The sequence below is a fragment of the Salinibacillus kushneri genome (assembly GCF_900111405.1).
Taxonomy (GTDB): Bacteria; Bacillota; Bacilli; order Bacillales; family Alkalibacillaceae; genus Salinibacillus; species Salinibacillus kushneri.
Genome location: NZ_FOHJ01000002.1, coordinates 341954 through 356407 on the forward strand (window position 1 = coordinate 341954; position 14454 = coordinate 356407).

Here is a 14454-nt window from a genome sequence, read left to right on the forward strand (position 1 = left end):
ATGAATCCTGTAAAAATCAATGCGCAAGATGTACAAGCAAATCTTGCTAATAAAATTGCGAATTTAGAACTACAGTTGGCTAATGAAATAGCTGCTAAACAGAGTGTGGTTAAATATGCAGAAGAATTAGAAGACATTATAGAAAAACACAATATTAATGAAAAGCCAAAATCTGCCCAAGAAAAAACGAGCGCCAAGTAAGGCGTATTTTTTATGCGTACATTTAATTTACAGAAATCGAACAAACTTATAATGTGGACTTAATATGGATATGCTACCTTTAAAATAACCTTCTAACAAGTTGAGGTGAATCCATGTTTAAAAGAATTTTAAATTTCTTTCAAACAGATCCGGAAATTGAATTCGATGACTTAGAAGAAGTGGAGTATGGCGAAGAGTTAGATGGAAGATTTGGTGAAGAAGTAGTATATGAAGATGGCTATAACGATTTCATTTAATGAATTTTAGGCGCCGATAAGGCGTCTTTTTTATGTCTAAATGTAGGGGGTCAAGTATGACAGAACAGGAACAATGGTACACAAACAAGCAGTTATTTGAGCAAATATTATCTATCCAAGACGACTTCAAGGACCTGAGAAGTGACATGAAAGAAACACGCACCATGATTAAACAATATAACGGGCTAAGGGAAGAAATTGGAGAATTAGAGAAGAAAGTAGCTGCCATGCAAAAAGTAGAAGAAGGTAAATCAAAAGTGGGTAAAGCCGTCCTGAATTGGGGCGGTTTAATTATTGGCATTTTAGGATTAGCAGCTGCCTTTTTAAAAGTATTTATTTAAAGGAAGGAGGTGAAAAGAATGGAACAAGTATTAATGTTCGCAACAATCCTTGCTCCTGTAATTACTGCATTGGTTGAATTGGTGAAAAAGACACAGAAAATACCTAAAAAATATATTCCGTTCATCAGTTTTCTTATCGGTATTCTAATCGGAATTGTAGGTTATCCGTTCACTGATTTGGGACTGACAATGCGTATTTGGTCTGGTGGTTTAGCTGGACTTGCTTCTACCGGGTTATTTGAGCTAGTGAAAAAGAAGAACAAAGTTGCGAAATAAGGCGCTCGATTAAAGGCGCCTTTTTTATTATGAAAAGGAGAGGATGATAATTAATGGTAAAACTAAAAGGTATTGACGTGTCAAAACACCAAGGAAATATTGATTGGGATGCAGTCAAAAAAGATGGAATTGAATTTGCGATGATTCGTATGGGTTATGGTAGTGACATTAAATCTCAGGATGATGAAAAATTTGAACGAAATGTACGAGAGTGTGAACGGGTAGGTATCCCATGGGGTGCTTACCTTTATAGTTATGCTATGGATGTACAAGCTGCAAAAAGTGAAGCTGACCATGCTTTACGATTGTTGAAAGGTAAGAATCCAACCTTTCCTGTAGCGTTTGATATGGAAGATGCTGACCATTACAAACGTGATCGTGGTATGCCTAGCGATAAAGAACTAGTAGAAATTTGTCATACCTTCTTAGATAAAGTTGAAGATGCAGGGTACTATGTATCTCTTTATGCTAACCTTCACTGGCTTACAACTAAATTAAATAGTTCAAAGTTAAATCGTTTTGACAAATGGGTTGCTCAATGGTCAGATGAGTGTACTTATGATGGCCAGTATAAGATGTGGCAATATACAAGCACAGGACATGTTGATGGAATTGCAGGGAGAGTCGATATGAACTATGCTTATAGTCATTTTAGAGACAAGAAGGAACAGCCTAAAAAAGAAGATAAAGAAGAAAAGCTGGGTGGACTCGAAATATACACGGTTAGGTCCGGTGATACTTTATCTAAAATCGCAGCTAAGTATGATACAACCGTAGATCAGATTGCCCAGAATAATGACATAGATAATATTGACCTAATTCATCCAGGTCAAAAATTAACAATCAACGGATCCGTAAAGAAGAAATATTACATTGTAGAAGAAGGGGATAACCTAACTAGGATAGCAGATGCTTATGACACAACTGTTAATCAGTTAGCAAAGTGGAATAATATCAAGAATAAAAACTTGATTTATACCGGCCAAAAATTGAGAGTAAAATAAGAAATAAGGAAAAGCCTCACCTTTATGGTGGGGCTTTTATTGTGGATAACATCTTAATAAATATGTGGATAAGTTTATGAGAATGTTGTGGATAACCATAATATTTGATAGAATTATAGAGAATTGAGTCGAACATTATCTAGCATTATCACTACTATTATAGATTTGGGACAGTTACAATTCCATAATTTTATTTAAAGAAAAATGGCTATTGAGGTGTATGATATTGAATTTGATTTTTTGTGATGAAAGTAGGCCAGAATTACTGTATAGTGAGAGGGCAAAAAAAGATGCAACATATTTTTCTCTTGGTGGCATTTGGTTACCTAAAGAAGAAAAAGAAAAAATTAAAAGCAAAATTAAATATTTAAGAAATAAACACAATATTAAAAATGAATTTAAATGGAATTCAGTAAGCCCATCTAAGATAGATTTTTACTTTGATTTGGTTGATTTATTTTTTAAGGAAGATGGCCTTCAATTTAGGGCTCTCATTGTAGATAGTAACAAGGTAGACATGGAGAAGTATCATAAAAATGATAGCGAATTAGGATTTTATAAATTTTATTATCAGCTATTACACCATAAAATAAAAAATGATAATGAATATGCAATTTATCTTGATCAGAAGAAAAATAAAGACCCTGATCGTTTAAATGTGTTACATGATGTTTTACAAAATGCAAATCCCTGGTCAGTAATTTATCGTGTACAAGCTATTGCCTCCCATCAATCTGAATTTATACAATTAGCAGATTTATTTATGGGTGCTATAAATTATAAATATAATGAAATAAACAGTAGTGAAGCAAAGTTAAATTTAATTTATAAGATTGAATCATATTTAGGTATGTCGATTGGACCAACACCTTCATATACTAGTAAATTCAATATTTTTCATATTTGGAATGGAGGTAACTAAATGTATCACAGTCTCCTAAAACTCCAAACTATTGAAGAATATCGAATGTATTATGAAGAAACTTATTGTGCAAATCCAATCGAAACCTTTGACAAAACAACTGTTAGATTCTCTAAAAGACAATTTGATCATGCCTTTTTCTCAAGTTCATCAAGAAAAAAACAAGATAAAAGTGTATTTAATTGGGATAGAGCAGAAAGAATAGAATGGATAGGCAAAGCATTAAAAGATAAAAATTTAACTTTATACGCTGGATATGATAAAAAGAGAAAAAGAAATGATTTTACTAGACGAGTGTGTGTGGTTACTCCAGACGATTATGTAGTGGTAATCAATTTGAACAACAAGGACTATCATAAAGCTCACTTTGTTACAGCCTTTTTAGTTGATAACAACCGTGTTTCAAAATTAATACGAAAAAATCCAATATGGACTCCAAAACACTTTTATAAGTGATTTCTCTTGTAATATACATAGATAAGAAGTATAATTAAATTAACAAATCGTCCTTTACTTAATGTATTGGGACCTACAAAGGTTTCAGTCAGCTGAACCAGCAAATCAGCGGCTAAAAAAGCCCAGATGTTCCTGGGCTTTTTTATTTGCTAGTAATCAGTTGCCTGTTCATTTATATTTTATGTGATATATTATATATAATGCTAAATTCAATGAATAACATCCATCAATAGGAACCAAAAGCCTCACCCTAACAGGTGAGGCTTATCTTTTGTCTCCATATCCACGCTAAAGAGTATCCTGTCCATTTCCTTGATTGTTTCCTCAATCTGCTCCACACAAATCCGTGTATACTCCGATTCATCTTTCTCCAATGAATAGTAATACTCCGTTATCTCCTGGTATCCCTTCATTAAATGCTTATCAAGTTTTACATCTTCTACCAGTTGAAATAGGCCTTCCAAAACGTCACCTACATGCAGAAATTTATTCATTTGTTTCTCCCCTCCATGTGATTAACTCTATATATTCGACAAAAGTTAAATAATTCCTTTATATGAATCAGTCCGATAAGGAATATGCAGCAGGTATTTTTTCTGCTTTAGTAGTAATTGGTGGGATTATTTTTTCCTTATATATTTAAGTGCAGAGTTTGCATTTCGCACCACTTCAGACCATCTAAAATCATTAAATTTTGCGGTTTCGCCGTCAAAATGTCGGCAAAAAGGGATTAGAAAAATAAAAAAGCAATCCCCGAACATATCAGGAATTGCTTTATAGCAATTTTTGTGAAAGATGCTGGTGAGAGGATTCGAACCTCCGACCCCTTCATTACGAGTGAAGTGCACTGCCAACTGTGCTACACCAGCATATCGTTATAGTTGGGTTATAAAAGTCACATAGAAAATAATAATACATTCTATCAAAATCTTCAAGGGTAACATACAATTTACTTTTTTTACTAAACAGAGTCAGAGCAAGATATTCTATTTGGTTATTTGTTTCGGTCTGCATAAAAGGCCATAGCATCACGCATGAATACGGCTAATCCTTCTCCATACCGGTCGATATTTTGAGTAAAACGTTCATCGTCTACATACATTTGACCTAAACCTTTAAAGGCGTCTAAGGAGTAATGGCCGATTTTGTTTAGGTAATTATACCACACTTTAATGGTATTCTGCGCCTCGACAGACTTTGGTGAGAGGTGACGTATAGCAGCTAGATCCTTATAAATTTTATCAAATTCTTCGCCTAATCCTTTTTGTTCCTCCTTAGACATGTTGTTGATTTTGGCTCTGGAGTCATCTACGGCTTTATTTCCCCAACGTTCACGTGCTTCTTCTTCATAGGGATTGTAGGTAAAATCAAAGCCCGCAAACTTTTCCTTGTTCGACATTCTAATTTCTCCTTTCTCATTTGAATCGTTTTATCAATGGTCTCAATCATTTGATCAAGCCGACGACGTCTCTCCTGCAGCATTTTTCTTTGCATAATAAGTGCTTCTTCCCGGTCAAATACTGGACTATTTATCATTTCTTTAATTTGTCTTAAAGAGAAGTCCAGCTCTCTGAAAAATAAAATCTGTTGCAGGGTCTCCAGGTCTTTTTCTGTATAAATACGGTATCCTGAGTCATTTTTCTTTTTTGGTGTCAATAATCCGATTTCATCATAATGGTGAAGTGTGCGCACACTAATCCCGACTAAATTTGCTACTTCTTTTATTTTCATGAGCATAAACCATCCTTTCATTCTATACCTTAAAGTATCACGCTACGTGAAAGTCAACCCCTGGACAAATCGGATTTATCTTATTTTTTCGTATGCTCACCACATAATTTACTGTAAAAAGGAAAAATAGCAGCCCAACGAGAAGGAAGTAAGGTAGAATCATTATAGGAGGGAAGACATGAAGAAAAAAGTTCTGGTTTCCATCATTGCGATGGTTGTGGCATTTAGTGTTGGAATGGTTATATATCAAATGTCGAAAACTTCATCTGCAGCCTCATTATCGATTGAAGAAGCACGTGATATTGCAAAAAGTCAGTTTCAAGGCGAGGTTATAGAGATTGGACTTGAGAAGGATGGGAATCGTGTCGTTTATGAGATGGAAATGAAGGGCGATAGACACGAATACGAACTTGTTTTAGATGGGGAAACAGGCGAGGTTATACGACTGGAACAGAAAGCTTCGGCGAAGGTTGAAAAAAAGAGTGCGTCAAAAGAGTCATCAGAAGAAGCCGATGATACAAAAAAGGAAAATTCAACCGAAAATACTGATGAAGATGCAAATTCTGAAACATCCCAAACAAACAAATCCAAACAGCAAAACAACGATAATGATGAAAGGAAAAGGGTGAAAACGGATAACCCCTCAGAGCAGGAGAATGATAACCATCATTCTACAGCTGAAAAAGCTGATGATGATGTAAAAGCCGTAAGATTTGAGCAGCCTAAAAAACAAAAACTTCCTATTATCCAGGATCAAGCTATCCAAATAGCCCAATCAGAAATTACCTTTGATGGAAGAGTAGAAGAAGTAGAACTTGATGATGATGGGCGGTTATACTATGACATCAAAATGGTGAGTGCAACCCATGAAGCTGAGATTGAAATTGATGCATACACAGGAGCTATCTTATCCATATCAACAGAGCGTGAAGATGATTAGCACTTGAAATAACGCTTGGCTGTGACTCCTTAGCCTTCGTTATATGTTTTCTTTTTTTCTATGTGTTATACGTCCTCTTATAGAAAGGCTCTGTTAAAGTTTAATGTTGATATTACTTATAAAAATAGAACTTCCTAATTTGTGGAAGTTCCATTTTTATAATATTTGCTTGTTAAACTAATGCACTCCCAATACTTCAATAATAGATAAAGTTACTCACTGTCACTTAATTTCATAACTTTATCTGCCCTAAATGGTTTAGCATCATTCATAAGGTCTCTGCTAGAAGTCAGAGTTACCTCTACTACCGAACCTTCACTAAAGTTCTCGAAATTTAATTTCTTCCCACCTTGTTCTTCCAAGGTTGTTTCATCAGTAACCTCTATCGGACATTCATAACCCCAAGTATCATCCGTTTTGTTAACTTCATCAGAGCAATCTACTCTGACCACATTATCATTTATCGCATTTATTTCTCCGATAAATTGCTCAGTATGATTAGACGAATTAGCTGAAGAACATCCAACTAGAAATAGGAAAAAAAGCACCAAGGAAACTATTTTTTTCATACATTTTCCTCCTTGCATAAGTTCTTGTTTATATAGACGTTCCACCATTTTTTTCGTCACAGTTATTGAACAAGCAGTAATGTTTATATCGTGAATCTAGATAACCTAAGTGTATCATATGTTTCCATATTTTGTATTAAATTCCCTTTAATCATCAAGTCATTCATAGTAATAGGATTCCTTTGATGTTGAATGGATTCTAACACCTGAAACCAAGCAAGGTAATTATTCAGATATTTAGTTGCAACTCCATTAAAACGTTGTATCCATCCTTTAAGTCTTCGGTGATAATTGTTAACGTTCTGGATATGGTATAGTCCCTTTGTGCGAACCTTACCATCAGACTTGAATTGATAAATATCCATCCCTTTTTCAGCAGCATATGTTTTAAAGGCACGCCAAGAATCGGTGCATAAAACATTTTCATTTGAAAGTTTATGTCCGATAGCTTTGTCTAACTGCTCTTTTGTTAATCGACCCATTCCCAATGTCTGCGAAAAAGTCATCTTTTCACGGTCTCTTGCGACTAAGACACAAACTTGTTCGTTGCTTATGCCCCGTTTATTAGCGGAACCTCCACGTTTGCGGGGTTTTCTGTCTTTTATCTTTCTTTGTCCTTTTTCTGAGTATAGGAAATAGGTCTCGTCCATTTCAACGATACCTTCAAAATTAGATATTTCCATTTGTTTTAATGATGATAAGAGTTTGTGCCTCCAGTAGAACAATGTAACGTGAGTAACATTACCAACTAATTCAGCAGATTTACGCAGAGAATATCCCTCTATCATACATTCGATGAATTTAATCCATTGATTGAGATGGCGTGTTCGATATAGAGCAGTATTTGTTAGGTCAGTAAATGTCTTTTTACACGCTTTACAGCGATAACGTTGCTTTTCTACTTCTTCGCCATCAACAATAGTTGAGTATTTCCCATACCTAACAATATGCTCTGACTCACAATCGGGACATTGATAACCACCCTTATTTTTGCGTTCAGATATTTCTTGCAGAACAGTTCCTGTTGAGGAAGATGCAGTAAGAGCATCAATTAAATACTCACGTAAACGATGCTTCTCTGCTGGATTTAGTTTTTGAATGGCTTTTAGAATATCAGTTGCTCTCACGGTCATCACCAACTTTTATATTGTTAAGCCAATTATAGAACATTTGTTCCTGTTAATCAAATTATCAACAACTAACTTTAACAGAGCCTATAGAAAAAAGAAAAACGCTGAACCCGAAGGCCGACTAGCAGCCAATGGTTCAGCGCTATTTATACCCTAATATCCTACTTCAACAGCAGCTACCACCATGTACATTAAATCGTTTTGATCTTCTTTATCTTCAAGTACAATACCGTGAGTTGTGGCAAGTCCGCCTTTTTGTACATCTACCATAACCTTCCCATAAGGGATTTCGTTTTTTACATCCTCTTTATCTAACTGATCTTGATTTTTTCTGGTATACCAAGTTTGATATTCACGCGCATATTTTCCAGGTTTTGGTCAGGCAGTAATTCCTTTATTCCAGGCATCGAGTTAAAGTGAATCGCATTATGCACAGCACGAACAGCTGCTTTTGTCACATTTTGACCGTGTACATCAATACCCATTCCAGTTTCAATAAATAATAATTTTTTCATGACACATACTCCTTTTATTCATTTAAGCTTGCTACATATATTATAATAAAATAGAGACTGTTAATTAAACGAACGGCTCTGTTAAACATAGGTGTTGAGTTGATTTCCGCTCCAATCAACTTGGGAAAAAATCAACTATAAGCTTTAACACAGCCAAACGAATACATTCAGAGCAGGAGGATCACGGGAACTTGGGAAACATTCATGCTGTAGCCAAAATCTTACTGCAAGTTGGTATTTTATCGATTTTTTACGTAATAGGGACAAAGATTCAACAGTTTTTTCATCTCATTATTCCAGGAAGTATTATTGGAATGCTGTTGTTGTTTATGGTTTTACTGACAACAAAATTTAAAACGAAATGGGTGGATGAAGGGGCAAAATTATTAATTAAGCACTTGCCTCTATTATTTATTCCGGTCACTGTTGGTATTATAAATTATTTATCTATTTTTAATGGAAAAGGGATATTGCTTATTCCAATTGCTTTTATCAGTACTTTGATAGTTATTGTTGGTTCAGGCGGAATAAGTCAGTATTTAGCGAGAAAAAGGGTGAATGATCATGAATAGCTTATTTTTGGGACTTCTAGGTGTAATAGGTACTTTAATTGCCTATATGGGAGCTCTTTACATTTATCAAAAATACCCCTATCCGATTTTGCTGCCTGTTTTTGTGGCAACAGTAGCTATTGCTATTACACTCATTCTATTTCATATTCCTTATGATGCCTATATGCAGGGAGGGAAATGGATTGATTGGTTACTGGGGCCCGCAGTTGTAGCGTTAGCATATCCACTATATAATCAGTGGGAAATGGTGAAAAAGTATCCTTTTCCCTTATTAGCTGGTGTAGGAATAGGGTCTCTATTAGGAATTACTACAGGGCTTTTATTAGCCAAGTGGTTACACTTTGATCATCAAGTCATTTACTCCCTTATTCCGAAAAATTCTACCACACCTGTTGCGATGGAAATTACCGAATCATTAGGTGGGATTGCCCCGATGGCAACAGTGTTTGTCATGATAGCAGGAATTGGCGGAGCTATTACAGGACCGGCGATTCTAAAACGGTTGGGGATTACCCATTTTTTGGCAATAGGAATAGGGGTGGGAAGTGCCTCTCATGCTATTGGCACATCGAAAGTGATGGAATACGGTGTGCTGGCAGGTGCAGTTAGTACAGTGGCTATGTCACTTAGTGCAGTTGTTATTTCCATTTTAAGTCCTATACTTACAAATATATTGATGTAAATGAAAAAACCGTCCTTTAGGGGCGGTTTTTTTCATAGTATATGAACTGCTAATAACATACAGGAATAGCCACGTTCAGCTTCAGCGCCGGCGACTAGCGGAACTTCCATAGAATAAGTCAACATCAACTCGATTCCGCTACTGGTGTTTCTTTTAATGCTTACGGCTTTCGTCCAGTCCGTACGTCGCTAATGGGTGCTTTGGCTTTTATACATTCTAATGGAGTACATTCTTCTTTGTCAGTAATTGTTTGATTTGTTGTGTAGCATCTTCAGTATTTTTAGCTTTAATCGGGATAATCTGGTCCTCGGCGTATTGTGTAATAGAATGTTGATAGCGTGGGTCATAATAATAGTCTAACAGTAATTCAATGGCAATCTCAAAATTTTCATCATGCAGGGCTTGTTCGATTTCTTTAGCGACCGGTGTGTGTATTCGTTTTTTTATCATATGGAAAGCTTCTATACATTCCTCTGGATAGTTCCATGGCTGGTATTCATCCAGAATAATCCTTACTCTTTCTTCCTTTGGCAGCTCAATATAAATCTGTACCCCTTCATCTTTCTTATCCATTAAAAATGAAGGAAGAACGGCTTTTCCGATGCGCTTACTTTCTCCTTCCATGAGTACATATTCATCGTCTTGATAACGAAGAAGTTCATGAACTAACAAGGAATCAAATTTTTTTTGATTGTGAGGCTTTCGTCCAATTTGCCCGAAAATAGAACCACGATGATTGGCCATTCCTTCCAAGTCTAAAACAGGATAGCCTTCAGACTTAAGCTTTTGTAAAATTTCTGTTTTCCCTGTACCTGTATAACCGTTTAATACAAATGCGTGTGGCTTCATATCAAAATTTTCAAGGGTATTGACGACCCAATTTCGATAGGTTCTAAAGCCACCGTTTAGTCGAAATACAGGGGTTCCCGCTAAATCAACAACAGTTGCTGCGGCCTTACTTCGCATACCTCCACGCCAGCAATATACAACCTTTTCTCCGTCTAATTCTTTGACTTCATTGATAAATTGAGGGAGCTTAGCTGAAAAAATTTCAATCCCCCTCTCTCTTGCTGCTTTTGGACTCACTTGTTTATAAATAGTCCCTACTTCTTTTCGTTCTTCATCATCAAAAACGGGGATGTTCACACTATTCGGTATCTTCGAGTCTTCGTATTCTGAAGGAGAACGAACATCAATTATAGTTAATTTTCCTTGTTTTGCTTTAGATTGTAATTCTTCTAATGTCATTTCCTGAAACATAAAAAATCAGCCTTTCTAATAATAGAAAAAACCTTGTCCACATATATTGTAAATCTAATAAGCAAAAAAAGAAAATCACAGAGGCTTAATCTTAATGAAAATGGTTTTTTAGATTTTCATATTCATCCTCCAAATGTTCACGATTGAGTAAGTAAATAAATACTAAGCTGAGCAAAGCAGCACCAAGGTATATGAGGATAATCCACGATTGAATAGAATCCAGCTTATTCATAACAACAAAATGACCCACAAAAAAGGCCAGTAAAAGCGTGATACTAATGATAATAGAGATCTTTATCGATTTTGTGTGACTGTCATTTTTAGATGAATGGGTATCTGTAGATATAAGAAATCCCAAACGATAACGATAAAAAATAATAGACAGGTGAAAAATAATAATCGCATAAATAAATTGAAGTGTCATTAATGAAGTAAAACTTTCTAGTGATGTCGAAACCAAATTTCCTTCAATGATTCCGACTGTACTTAAGAAGTAATAAGCGACACCTTGAACTAATGATGCACTTAAATAACCAACAATCGTTACCATAAAGGATTCCCATAATTTTAGATACACGAAAAGAAAGAAAAAGAGGATTGTTAAACTGTGATTCACCATTTCTCCAAAATAGAATGGGAGATTCCACACATTATAAAATAATAGAGATATACCTGATATAATAAAGCCTAAAAGTAGCAGTCGAAAATATACACTGCGAAATGGGATACGAAAAATCGTAATAGATAATAGTAATGTTGCAAAGGCTTCAAGAGCTCCAAATACGAATTCCAAAATAAATAATAAACTGGACATATCCTTCGGTCTCCTTCTTATTCCTGCTCTGGTTGTTTAAACAAACGTTGTTTATTTTGACTATCCACAGTTGTTGTCCTCTGCAAACCTAGGTTTTGGGCGATAGCTCTGTGAATAAGAGGGGAGAGAATTTTTTGTTTTATTTTTGCAATCGTTGTAAAGCTCCTTTTACCTTCGCTTTCGCTTTTTTGATCAAAATAAACATTGCCCAAGTTCTGGTCATATTCCTTAACCTTATTTAAATTAACCAAGTTGGTACGATCTAAAGAGACAAATCCATCCTGTTCATTCAGAACGGACTTCATTTCACTTAATTTTGTGATTTGAAGGTAACGTTTATCGCCAATATAATATACTAGGCGACGGTTTTCTGATTCGATATAATCGACATCATTTAAATTAATCATCACATTTTTATAAGATTTATCCGACCCGACTTCTATTACCGTCATATATTTGCATGAATCTGAAGTTGACAAGTAGATCACTCCTACCATAATACAATTGTATTGTCAATAAAAATTCATGAACATCGACTTGCCTTTTCTTTGCAATTCATCCTTTATATACTTAAATAGGAAGATAACTACTCGTGTTTTTACGAGTTTGACAAAGTGGATGTTCATAGAACGTTATAGGCTTCGTGAACGGTTCCATCATTATATAAAATAAATAGAGTAGCGTCTAGTCAAAAAATGATCGATTGATTTATGGAAGTCTAGCGTTCTCATTGATCATCCCTTTCTGTCCATATTTTATCACGTTGAAATCTCTGTACCCCCCCAATGACATTGCTTTACAACCTTTCTCTCAATGAACTAATTCCCTTCCATTTACACCAGCTGTTCTTCGTAAGACCTGTCAGTAATTCCCTTTTTATTATGAAGTTTCTTGATTATTATTCCCGTTTATTTTATTGTAGATATGAAGTTTATATAAAAAATAGTTTAACTAGACTACATACTAAATTATAGATGAAAAGGAGAATTCATAATGGGTAAAGTACTCGTATTTGGACACAAAAATCCTGACACAGATACGATTGGTTCAGCCATTGCGTATGCACATCTTAAATCAGAACTAGGTATGGATGCAGAGCCTGTACGTTTGGGCGAGGTCAATGGTGAAACCCAATATGCTTTGGATCAATTTCAGGTAGAGGCTCCAAGATATGTTGAGGCAGTTGCCAATGAAGTAGATCAAGTTATTTTAGTCGATCATAATGAGCGTCAGCAAAGCGTTAGTGACATTGACCAGGTACAAGTAACAGAAGTGGTAGATCACCATCGTATTGCAAATTTTGAAACCAGTGATCCACTATATTATCGTGCAGAGCCTGTGGGCTGTACAGCAACCATTTTAAATAAGCTTTATAAAGAGAATGGTGTTGAGATTCCAAAAGACATTGCCGGCTTAATGTTATCCTGCATTATCTCTGACTCTCTATTATTTAAATCCCCTACTTGCACAGAGGAAGATGTTCAAGCGGCTAAAGAGCTCGCTGAGATTGCAGACGTAGACGCAGAAAGCTATGGGTTGGAAATGCTAAAAGCGGGTGCAGATGTTAGTGATAAAACAGCTGAAGATCTTATTTCACTGGATGCTAAAGAGTTCGAAATGGGTTCAGACAAAGTAGAAATTGCACAAGTGAATGTGGTAGATCCTAATGATGTTTTATCCCGCCAAAGCGAGATGGAAGAGGCAATCACTAAAACCATTAATGATAAAGGGCTCGGATTATTCCTGTTTGTTGTTACAGATATTCTTAATAACAACTCCGAGGCTCTGGCATTAGGAAATCGCGTTGATGCTGTAGAAAAAGCGTTTGATGTAACATTATCCGAAAATAAAGCAACGTTAGAAGGCGTTGTATCCCGTAAGAAACAAATCGTTCCTTTTGTTAAAGAGGCGATGTAACAAAAAAGGTTGTGAACCAATTGTGCTGGTTCACAACCTTTTTTCGTTATTGGTCATTTACTTAACTAATTCGACCATCTTTAGCCCGTGGAGAATACCATCTTGATCTACAGGTTTTGTTACATATTGAGCTGCATTTTTCACCTCTGGAAACCCATTGCCCATTGCAATACTATTTGGTACGGTTTTGAGCATTTCAATATCATTTAAGCCATCACCAAAAGCATAAACATTCTCGAGTGGAATGCCCAGATCATCTATTACCTCTTGAATACCCTTTGCTTTTGAGCCTCCGGTTGGAATAACGTCCATGGAAAGTTCGTGCCAGCGTATAAAGGTTATATCGTTAAAATATTCCTCATAAGGTTTTTCTTCTCCTGCCGTACAGAATATCAATGACTGATACAGGTCGCGACCTTTGAAAAATTCAGGATCATATTCAGGATGACTGAATTTTAAATCGGAAAGACTTTTGTCTACATGAGCATGATATTTAATATTTGATTTCATCATATGCTCATTCATATAAACAAGTGGGTGATTGTTTTGCACTGCCATTTTCGTTAACTCTTCCATGCTTTTCTTGTTAATCGGGTTTGTGTAGACCTCTTTATTTTGTGAAACCACATATTGTCCGTTATAGCTGACATAGGTATCAATCCCCAGTTCCTTCCTTATGTTCTCAAACATAAAAGGAGCCCGTCCTGTCGCAATGGCAACAATGTGACCCTGGGTTTTTAAATCTAATACTGCTTTTTTAGTCGTGTCAGGTAATTTTTTGTCGTGGTCTAGTAAAGTTCCGTCAATATCAAAAAATACGATGCTTTTTGTTGTCAAATTCCATCACCTATTTTCTTTTAGTCTCGT

General features: G+C 35.6%; 18 protein-coding genes, 1 tRNA gene and 2 pseudogenes. 11 read left to right on the forward strand and 10 right to left on the reverse strand.

Features of this window, described 5'->3' with window-relative positions; all coding sequences use genetic code 11:
• The 7 genes from BMX63_RS04190 to BMX63_RS04215 all read left to right on the forward strand — a co-directional run bounded on the left by BMX63_RS04190 (position 1) and on the right by BMX63_RS04215 (position 3457).
• Positions 1–201: a hypothetical protein gene (locus BMX63_RS04190; RefSeq protein WP_093132279.1), complete on the forward strand. Its 201-nt coding sequence runs from the start codon at positions 1–3 to the stop codon at positions 199–201.
• A 113-nt stretch (positions 202–314) separates the two neighbouring features.
• Entirely contained in the window at positions 315–458 is a 144-nt protein-coding gene (locus tag BMX63_RS17910) for a hypothetical protein (protein WP_177167174.1), read from the forward strand.
• 56 nt (positions 459–514) lie between these two features.
• Positions 515–799, forward strand: a complete 285-nt coding sequence (locus BMX63_RS04195) for a hypothetical protein (RefSeq protein WP_093132280.1) — start codon at positions 515–517, stop codon at positions 797–799.
• Between the two features lie 18 nt (positions 800–817).
• Positions 818–1075, forward strand: coding sequence for a holin (locus tag BMX63_RS04200; protein WP_093132283.1), 258 nt, complete (start codon positions 818–820; stop codon positions 1073–1075).
• Positions 1076–1128: 53 nt separating this feature from the next.
• Positions 1129–2079, forward strand: a complete 951-nt coding sequence (locus BMX63_RS04205; protein ID WP_093132286.1) for a glycoside hydrolase family 25 protein — start codon at positions 1129–1131, stop codon at positions 2077–2079.
• Between the two features lie 226 nt (positions 2080–2305).
• Positions 2306–3001, forward strand: coding sequence for a DUF3800 domain-containing protein (locus BMX63_RS04210; protein WP_177167175.1), 696 nt, complete (start codon positions 2306–2308; stop codon positions 2999–3001).
• Positions 3002–3457, forward strand: coding sequence for a hypothetical protein (locus BMX63_RS04215; protein ID WP_093132290.1), 456 nt, complete (start codon positions 3002–3004; stop codon positions 3455–3457).
• 245 nt (positions 3458–3702) lie between these two features.
• Here the strand turns inward: BMX63_RS04215 and BMX63_RS04220 are convergent, their stop codons facing one another.
• The 3 genes and pseudogenes from BMX63_RS04220 to BMX63_RS04230 form a co-directional block, all read right to left on the reverse strand.
• Positions 3703–3951, reverse strand: coding sequence for a hypothetical protein (locus BMX63_RS04220; RefSeq protein ID WP_093132292.1), 249 nt, complete (start codon positions 3949–3951; stop codon positions 3703–3705).
• Positions 3952–4253: 302 nt separating this feature from the next.
• Positions 4254–4326 (reverse strand) — tRNA-Thr (locus BMX63_RS04225).
• A 125-nt stretch (positions 4327–4451) separates the two neighbouring features.
• Positions 4452–5194: pseudogene (locus BMX63_RS04230) on the reverse strand (MerR family transcriptional regulator).
• 172 nt (positions 5195–5366) lie between these two features.
• On the opposite strand from BMX63_RS04230, the gene BMX63_RS04235 reads away from it, so the two are divergent.
• Complete coding sequence (locus BMX63_RS04235) at positions 5367–6128, forward strand: PepSY domain-containing protein (protein ID WP_093132294.1); 762 nt, start codon at positions 5367–5369, stop codon at positions 6126–6128.
• Between the two features lie 212 nt (positions 6129–6340).
• Here the strand turns inward: BMX63_RS04235 and BMX63_RS04240 are convergent, their stop codons facing one another.
• From BMX63_RS04240 to BMX63_RS04250, 3 genes and pseudogenes are all read right to left on the reverse strand, one after another.
• On the reverse strand, positions 6341–6697 hold the full coding sequence (locus BMX63_RS04240) for a hypothetical protein (RefSeq protein WP_093132296.1): 357 nt from the start codon (positions 6695–6697) through the stop codon (positions 6341–6343).
• An 83-nt stretch (positions 6698–6780) separates the two neighbouring features.
• Entirely contained in the window at positions 6781–7830 is a 1050-nt protein-coding gene (locus tag BMX63_RS04245) for an IS1595 family transposase (RefSeq protein WP_093132508.1), read from the reverse strand.
• Between the two features lie 150 nt (positions 7831–7980).
• A pseudogene (locus BMX63_RS04250) lies at positions 7981–8342 on the reverse strand (Lin0512 family protein).
• A gap of 191 nt (positions 8343–8533) precedes the next feature.
• Between BMX63_RS04250 and BMX63_RS04255 the strand changes: the two are divergent.
• Positions 8534–8914 (forward strand): CidA/LrgA family protein, encoded by a 381-nt coding sequence (locus BMX63_RS04255; protein ID WP_342731433.1) that lies wholly within the window; start codon positions 8534–8536, stop codon positions 8912–8914.
• Positions 8907–9596 carry an LrgB family protein gene (locus BMX63_RS04260; RefSeq protein WP_093132299.1) on the forward strand — a complete coding sequence of 230 codons (690 nt, stop codon included), beginning with the start codon at positions 8907–8909 and terminating at the stop codon, positions 9594–9596. The genes BMX63_RS04255 and BMX63_RS04260 overlap by 8 nt, the downstream gene beginning before the upstream one ends.
• 216 nt (positions 9597–9812) lie before the next feature.
• Here the strand turns inward: BMX63_RS04260 and mnmH are convergent, their stop codons facing one another.
• From mnmH to BMX63_RS04275, 3 genes are all read right to left on the reverse strand, one after another.
• Positions 9813–10856, reverse strand: a complete 1044-nt coding sequence (gene mnmH / locus BMX63_RS04265; RefSeq protein ID WP_093132301.1) for a tRNA 2-selenouridine(34) synthase MnmH — start codon at positions 10854–10856, stop codon at positions 9813–9815.
• 91 nt (positions 10857–10947) lie between these two features.
• Complete coding sequence (locus BMX63_RS04270) at positions 10948–11670, reverse strand: hypothetical protein (RefSeq protein WP_093132303.1); 723 nt, start codon at positions 11668–11670, stop codon at positions 10948–10950.
• A 17-nt stretch (positions 11671–11687) separates the two neighbouring features.
• Positions 11688–12149, reverse strand: a complete 462-nt coding sequence (locus tag BMX63_RS04275; RefSeq protein ID WP_177167176.1) for a LytTR family DNA-binding domain-containing protein — start codon at positions 12147–12149, stop codon at positions 11688–11690.
• Between the two features lie 514 nt (positions 12150–12663).
• Between BMX63_RS04275 and BMX63_RS04280 the strand changes: the two genes are divergently transcribed.
• Positions 12664–13587 carry a manganese-dependent inorganic pyrophosphatase gene (locus BMX63_RS04280; protein WP_093132307.1) on the forward strand — a complete coding sequence of 308 codons (924 nt, stop codon included), beginning with the start codon at positions 12664–12666 and terminating at the stop codon, positions 13585–13587.
• A gap of 57 nt (positions 13588–13644) precedes the next feature.
• Here BMX63_RS04280 and BMX63_RS04285 read toward each other — a convergent pair whose 3' ends face one another.
• Complete coding sequence (locus tag BMX63_RS04285; protein WP_093132309.1) at positions 13645–14424, reverse strand: Cof-type HAD-IIB family hydrolase; 780 nt, start codon at positions 14422–14424, stop codon at positions 13645–13647.
• Positions 14425–14454: the final 30 nt, after the last annotated feature.

Excerpts from the sequence above, each read along its gene's own strand:
- BMX63_RS04190 (WP_093132279.1), top strand. The coding sequence starts at position 1 with ATGAATCCTGTAAAAATCAATGCGCAAGATGTACAAGCAAATCTTGCT.
- BMX63_RS17910 (WP_177167174.1), top strand. The coding sequence starts at position 315 with ATGTTTAAAAGAATTTTAAATTTCTTTCAAACAGATCCGGAAATTGAA.
- BMX63_RS04195 (WP_093132280.1), top strand. The coding sequence starts at position 515 with ATGACAGAACAGGAACAATGGTACACAAACAAGCAGTTATTTGAGCAA.
- BMX63_RS04200 (WP_093132283.1), top strand. The coding sequence starts at position 818 with ATGGAACAAGTATTAATGTTCGCAACAATCCTTGCTCCTGTAATTACT.
- BMX63_RS04205 (WP_093132286.1), top strand. The coding sequence starts at position 1,129 with ATGGTAAAACTAAAAGGTATTGACGTGTCAAAACACCAAGGAAATATT.
- BMX63_RS04215 (WP_093132290.1), top strand. The coding sequence starts at position 3,002 with ATGTATCACAGTCTCCTAAAACTCCAAACTATTGAAGAATATCGAATG.
- BMX63_RS04220 (WP_093132292.1), bottom strand. The coding sequence starts at position 3,951 with ATGAATAAATTTCTGCATGTAGGTGACGTTTTGGAAGGCCTATTTCAA.
- BMX63_RS04235 (WP_093132294.1), top strand. The coding sequence starts at position 5,367 with ATGAAGAAAAAAGTTCTGGTTTCCATCATTGCGATGGTTGTGGCATTT.
- BMX63_RS04240 (WP_093132296.1), bottom strand. The coding sequence starts at position 6,697 with ATGAAAAAAATAGTTTCCTTGGTGCTTTTTTTCCTATTTCTAGTTGGA.
- BMX63_RS04245 (WP_093132508.1), bottom strand. The coding sequence starts at position 7,830 with ATGACCGTGAGAGCAACTGATATTCTAAAAGCCATTCAAAAACTAAAT.
- BMX63_RS04260 (WP_093132299.1), top strand. The coding sequence starts at position 8,907 with ATGAATAGCTTATTTTTGGGACTTCTAGGTGTAATAGGTACTTTAATT.
- mnmH (WP_093132301.1), bottom strand. The coding sequence starts at position 10,856 with ATGTTTCAGGAAATGACATTAGAAGAATTACAATCTAAAGCAAAACAA.
- BMX63_RS04270 (WP_093132303.1), bottom strand. The coding sequence starts at position 11,670 with ATGTCCAGTTTATTATTTATTTTGGAATTCGTATTTGGAGCTCTTGAA.
- BMX63_RS04280 (WP_093132307.1), top strand. The coding sequence starts at position 12,664 with ATGGGTAAAGTACTCGTATTTGGACACAAAAATCCTGACACAGATACG.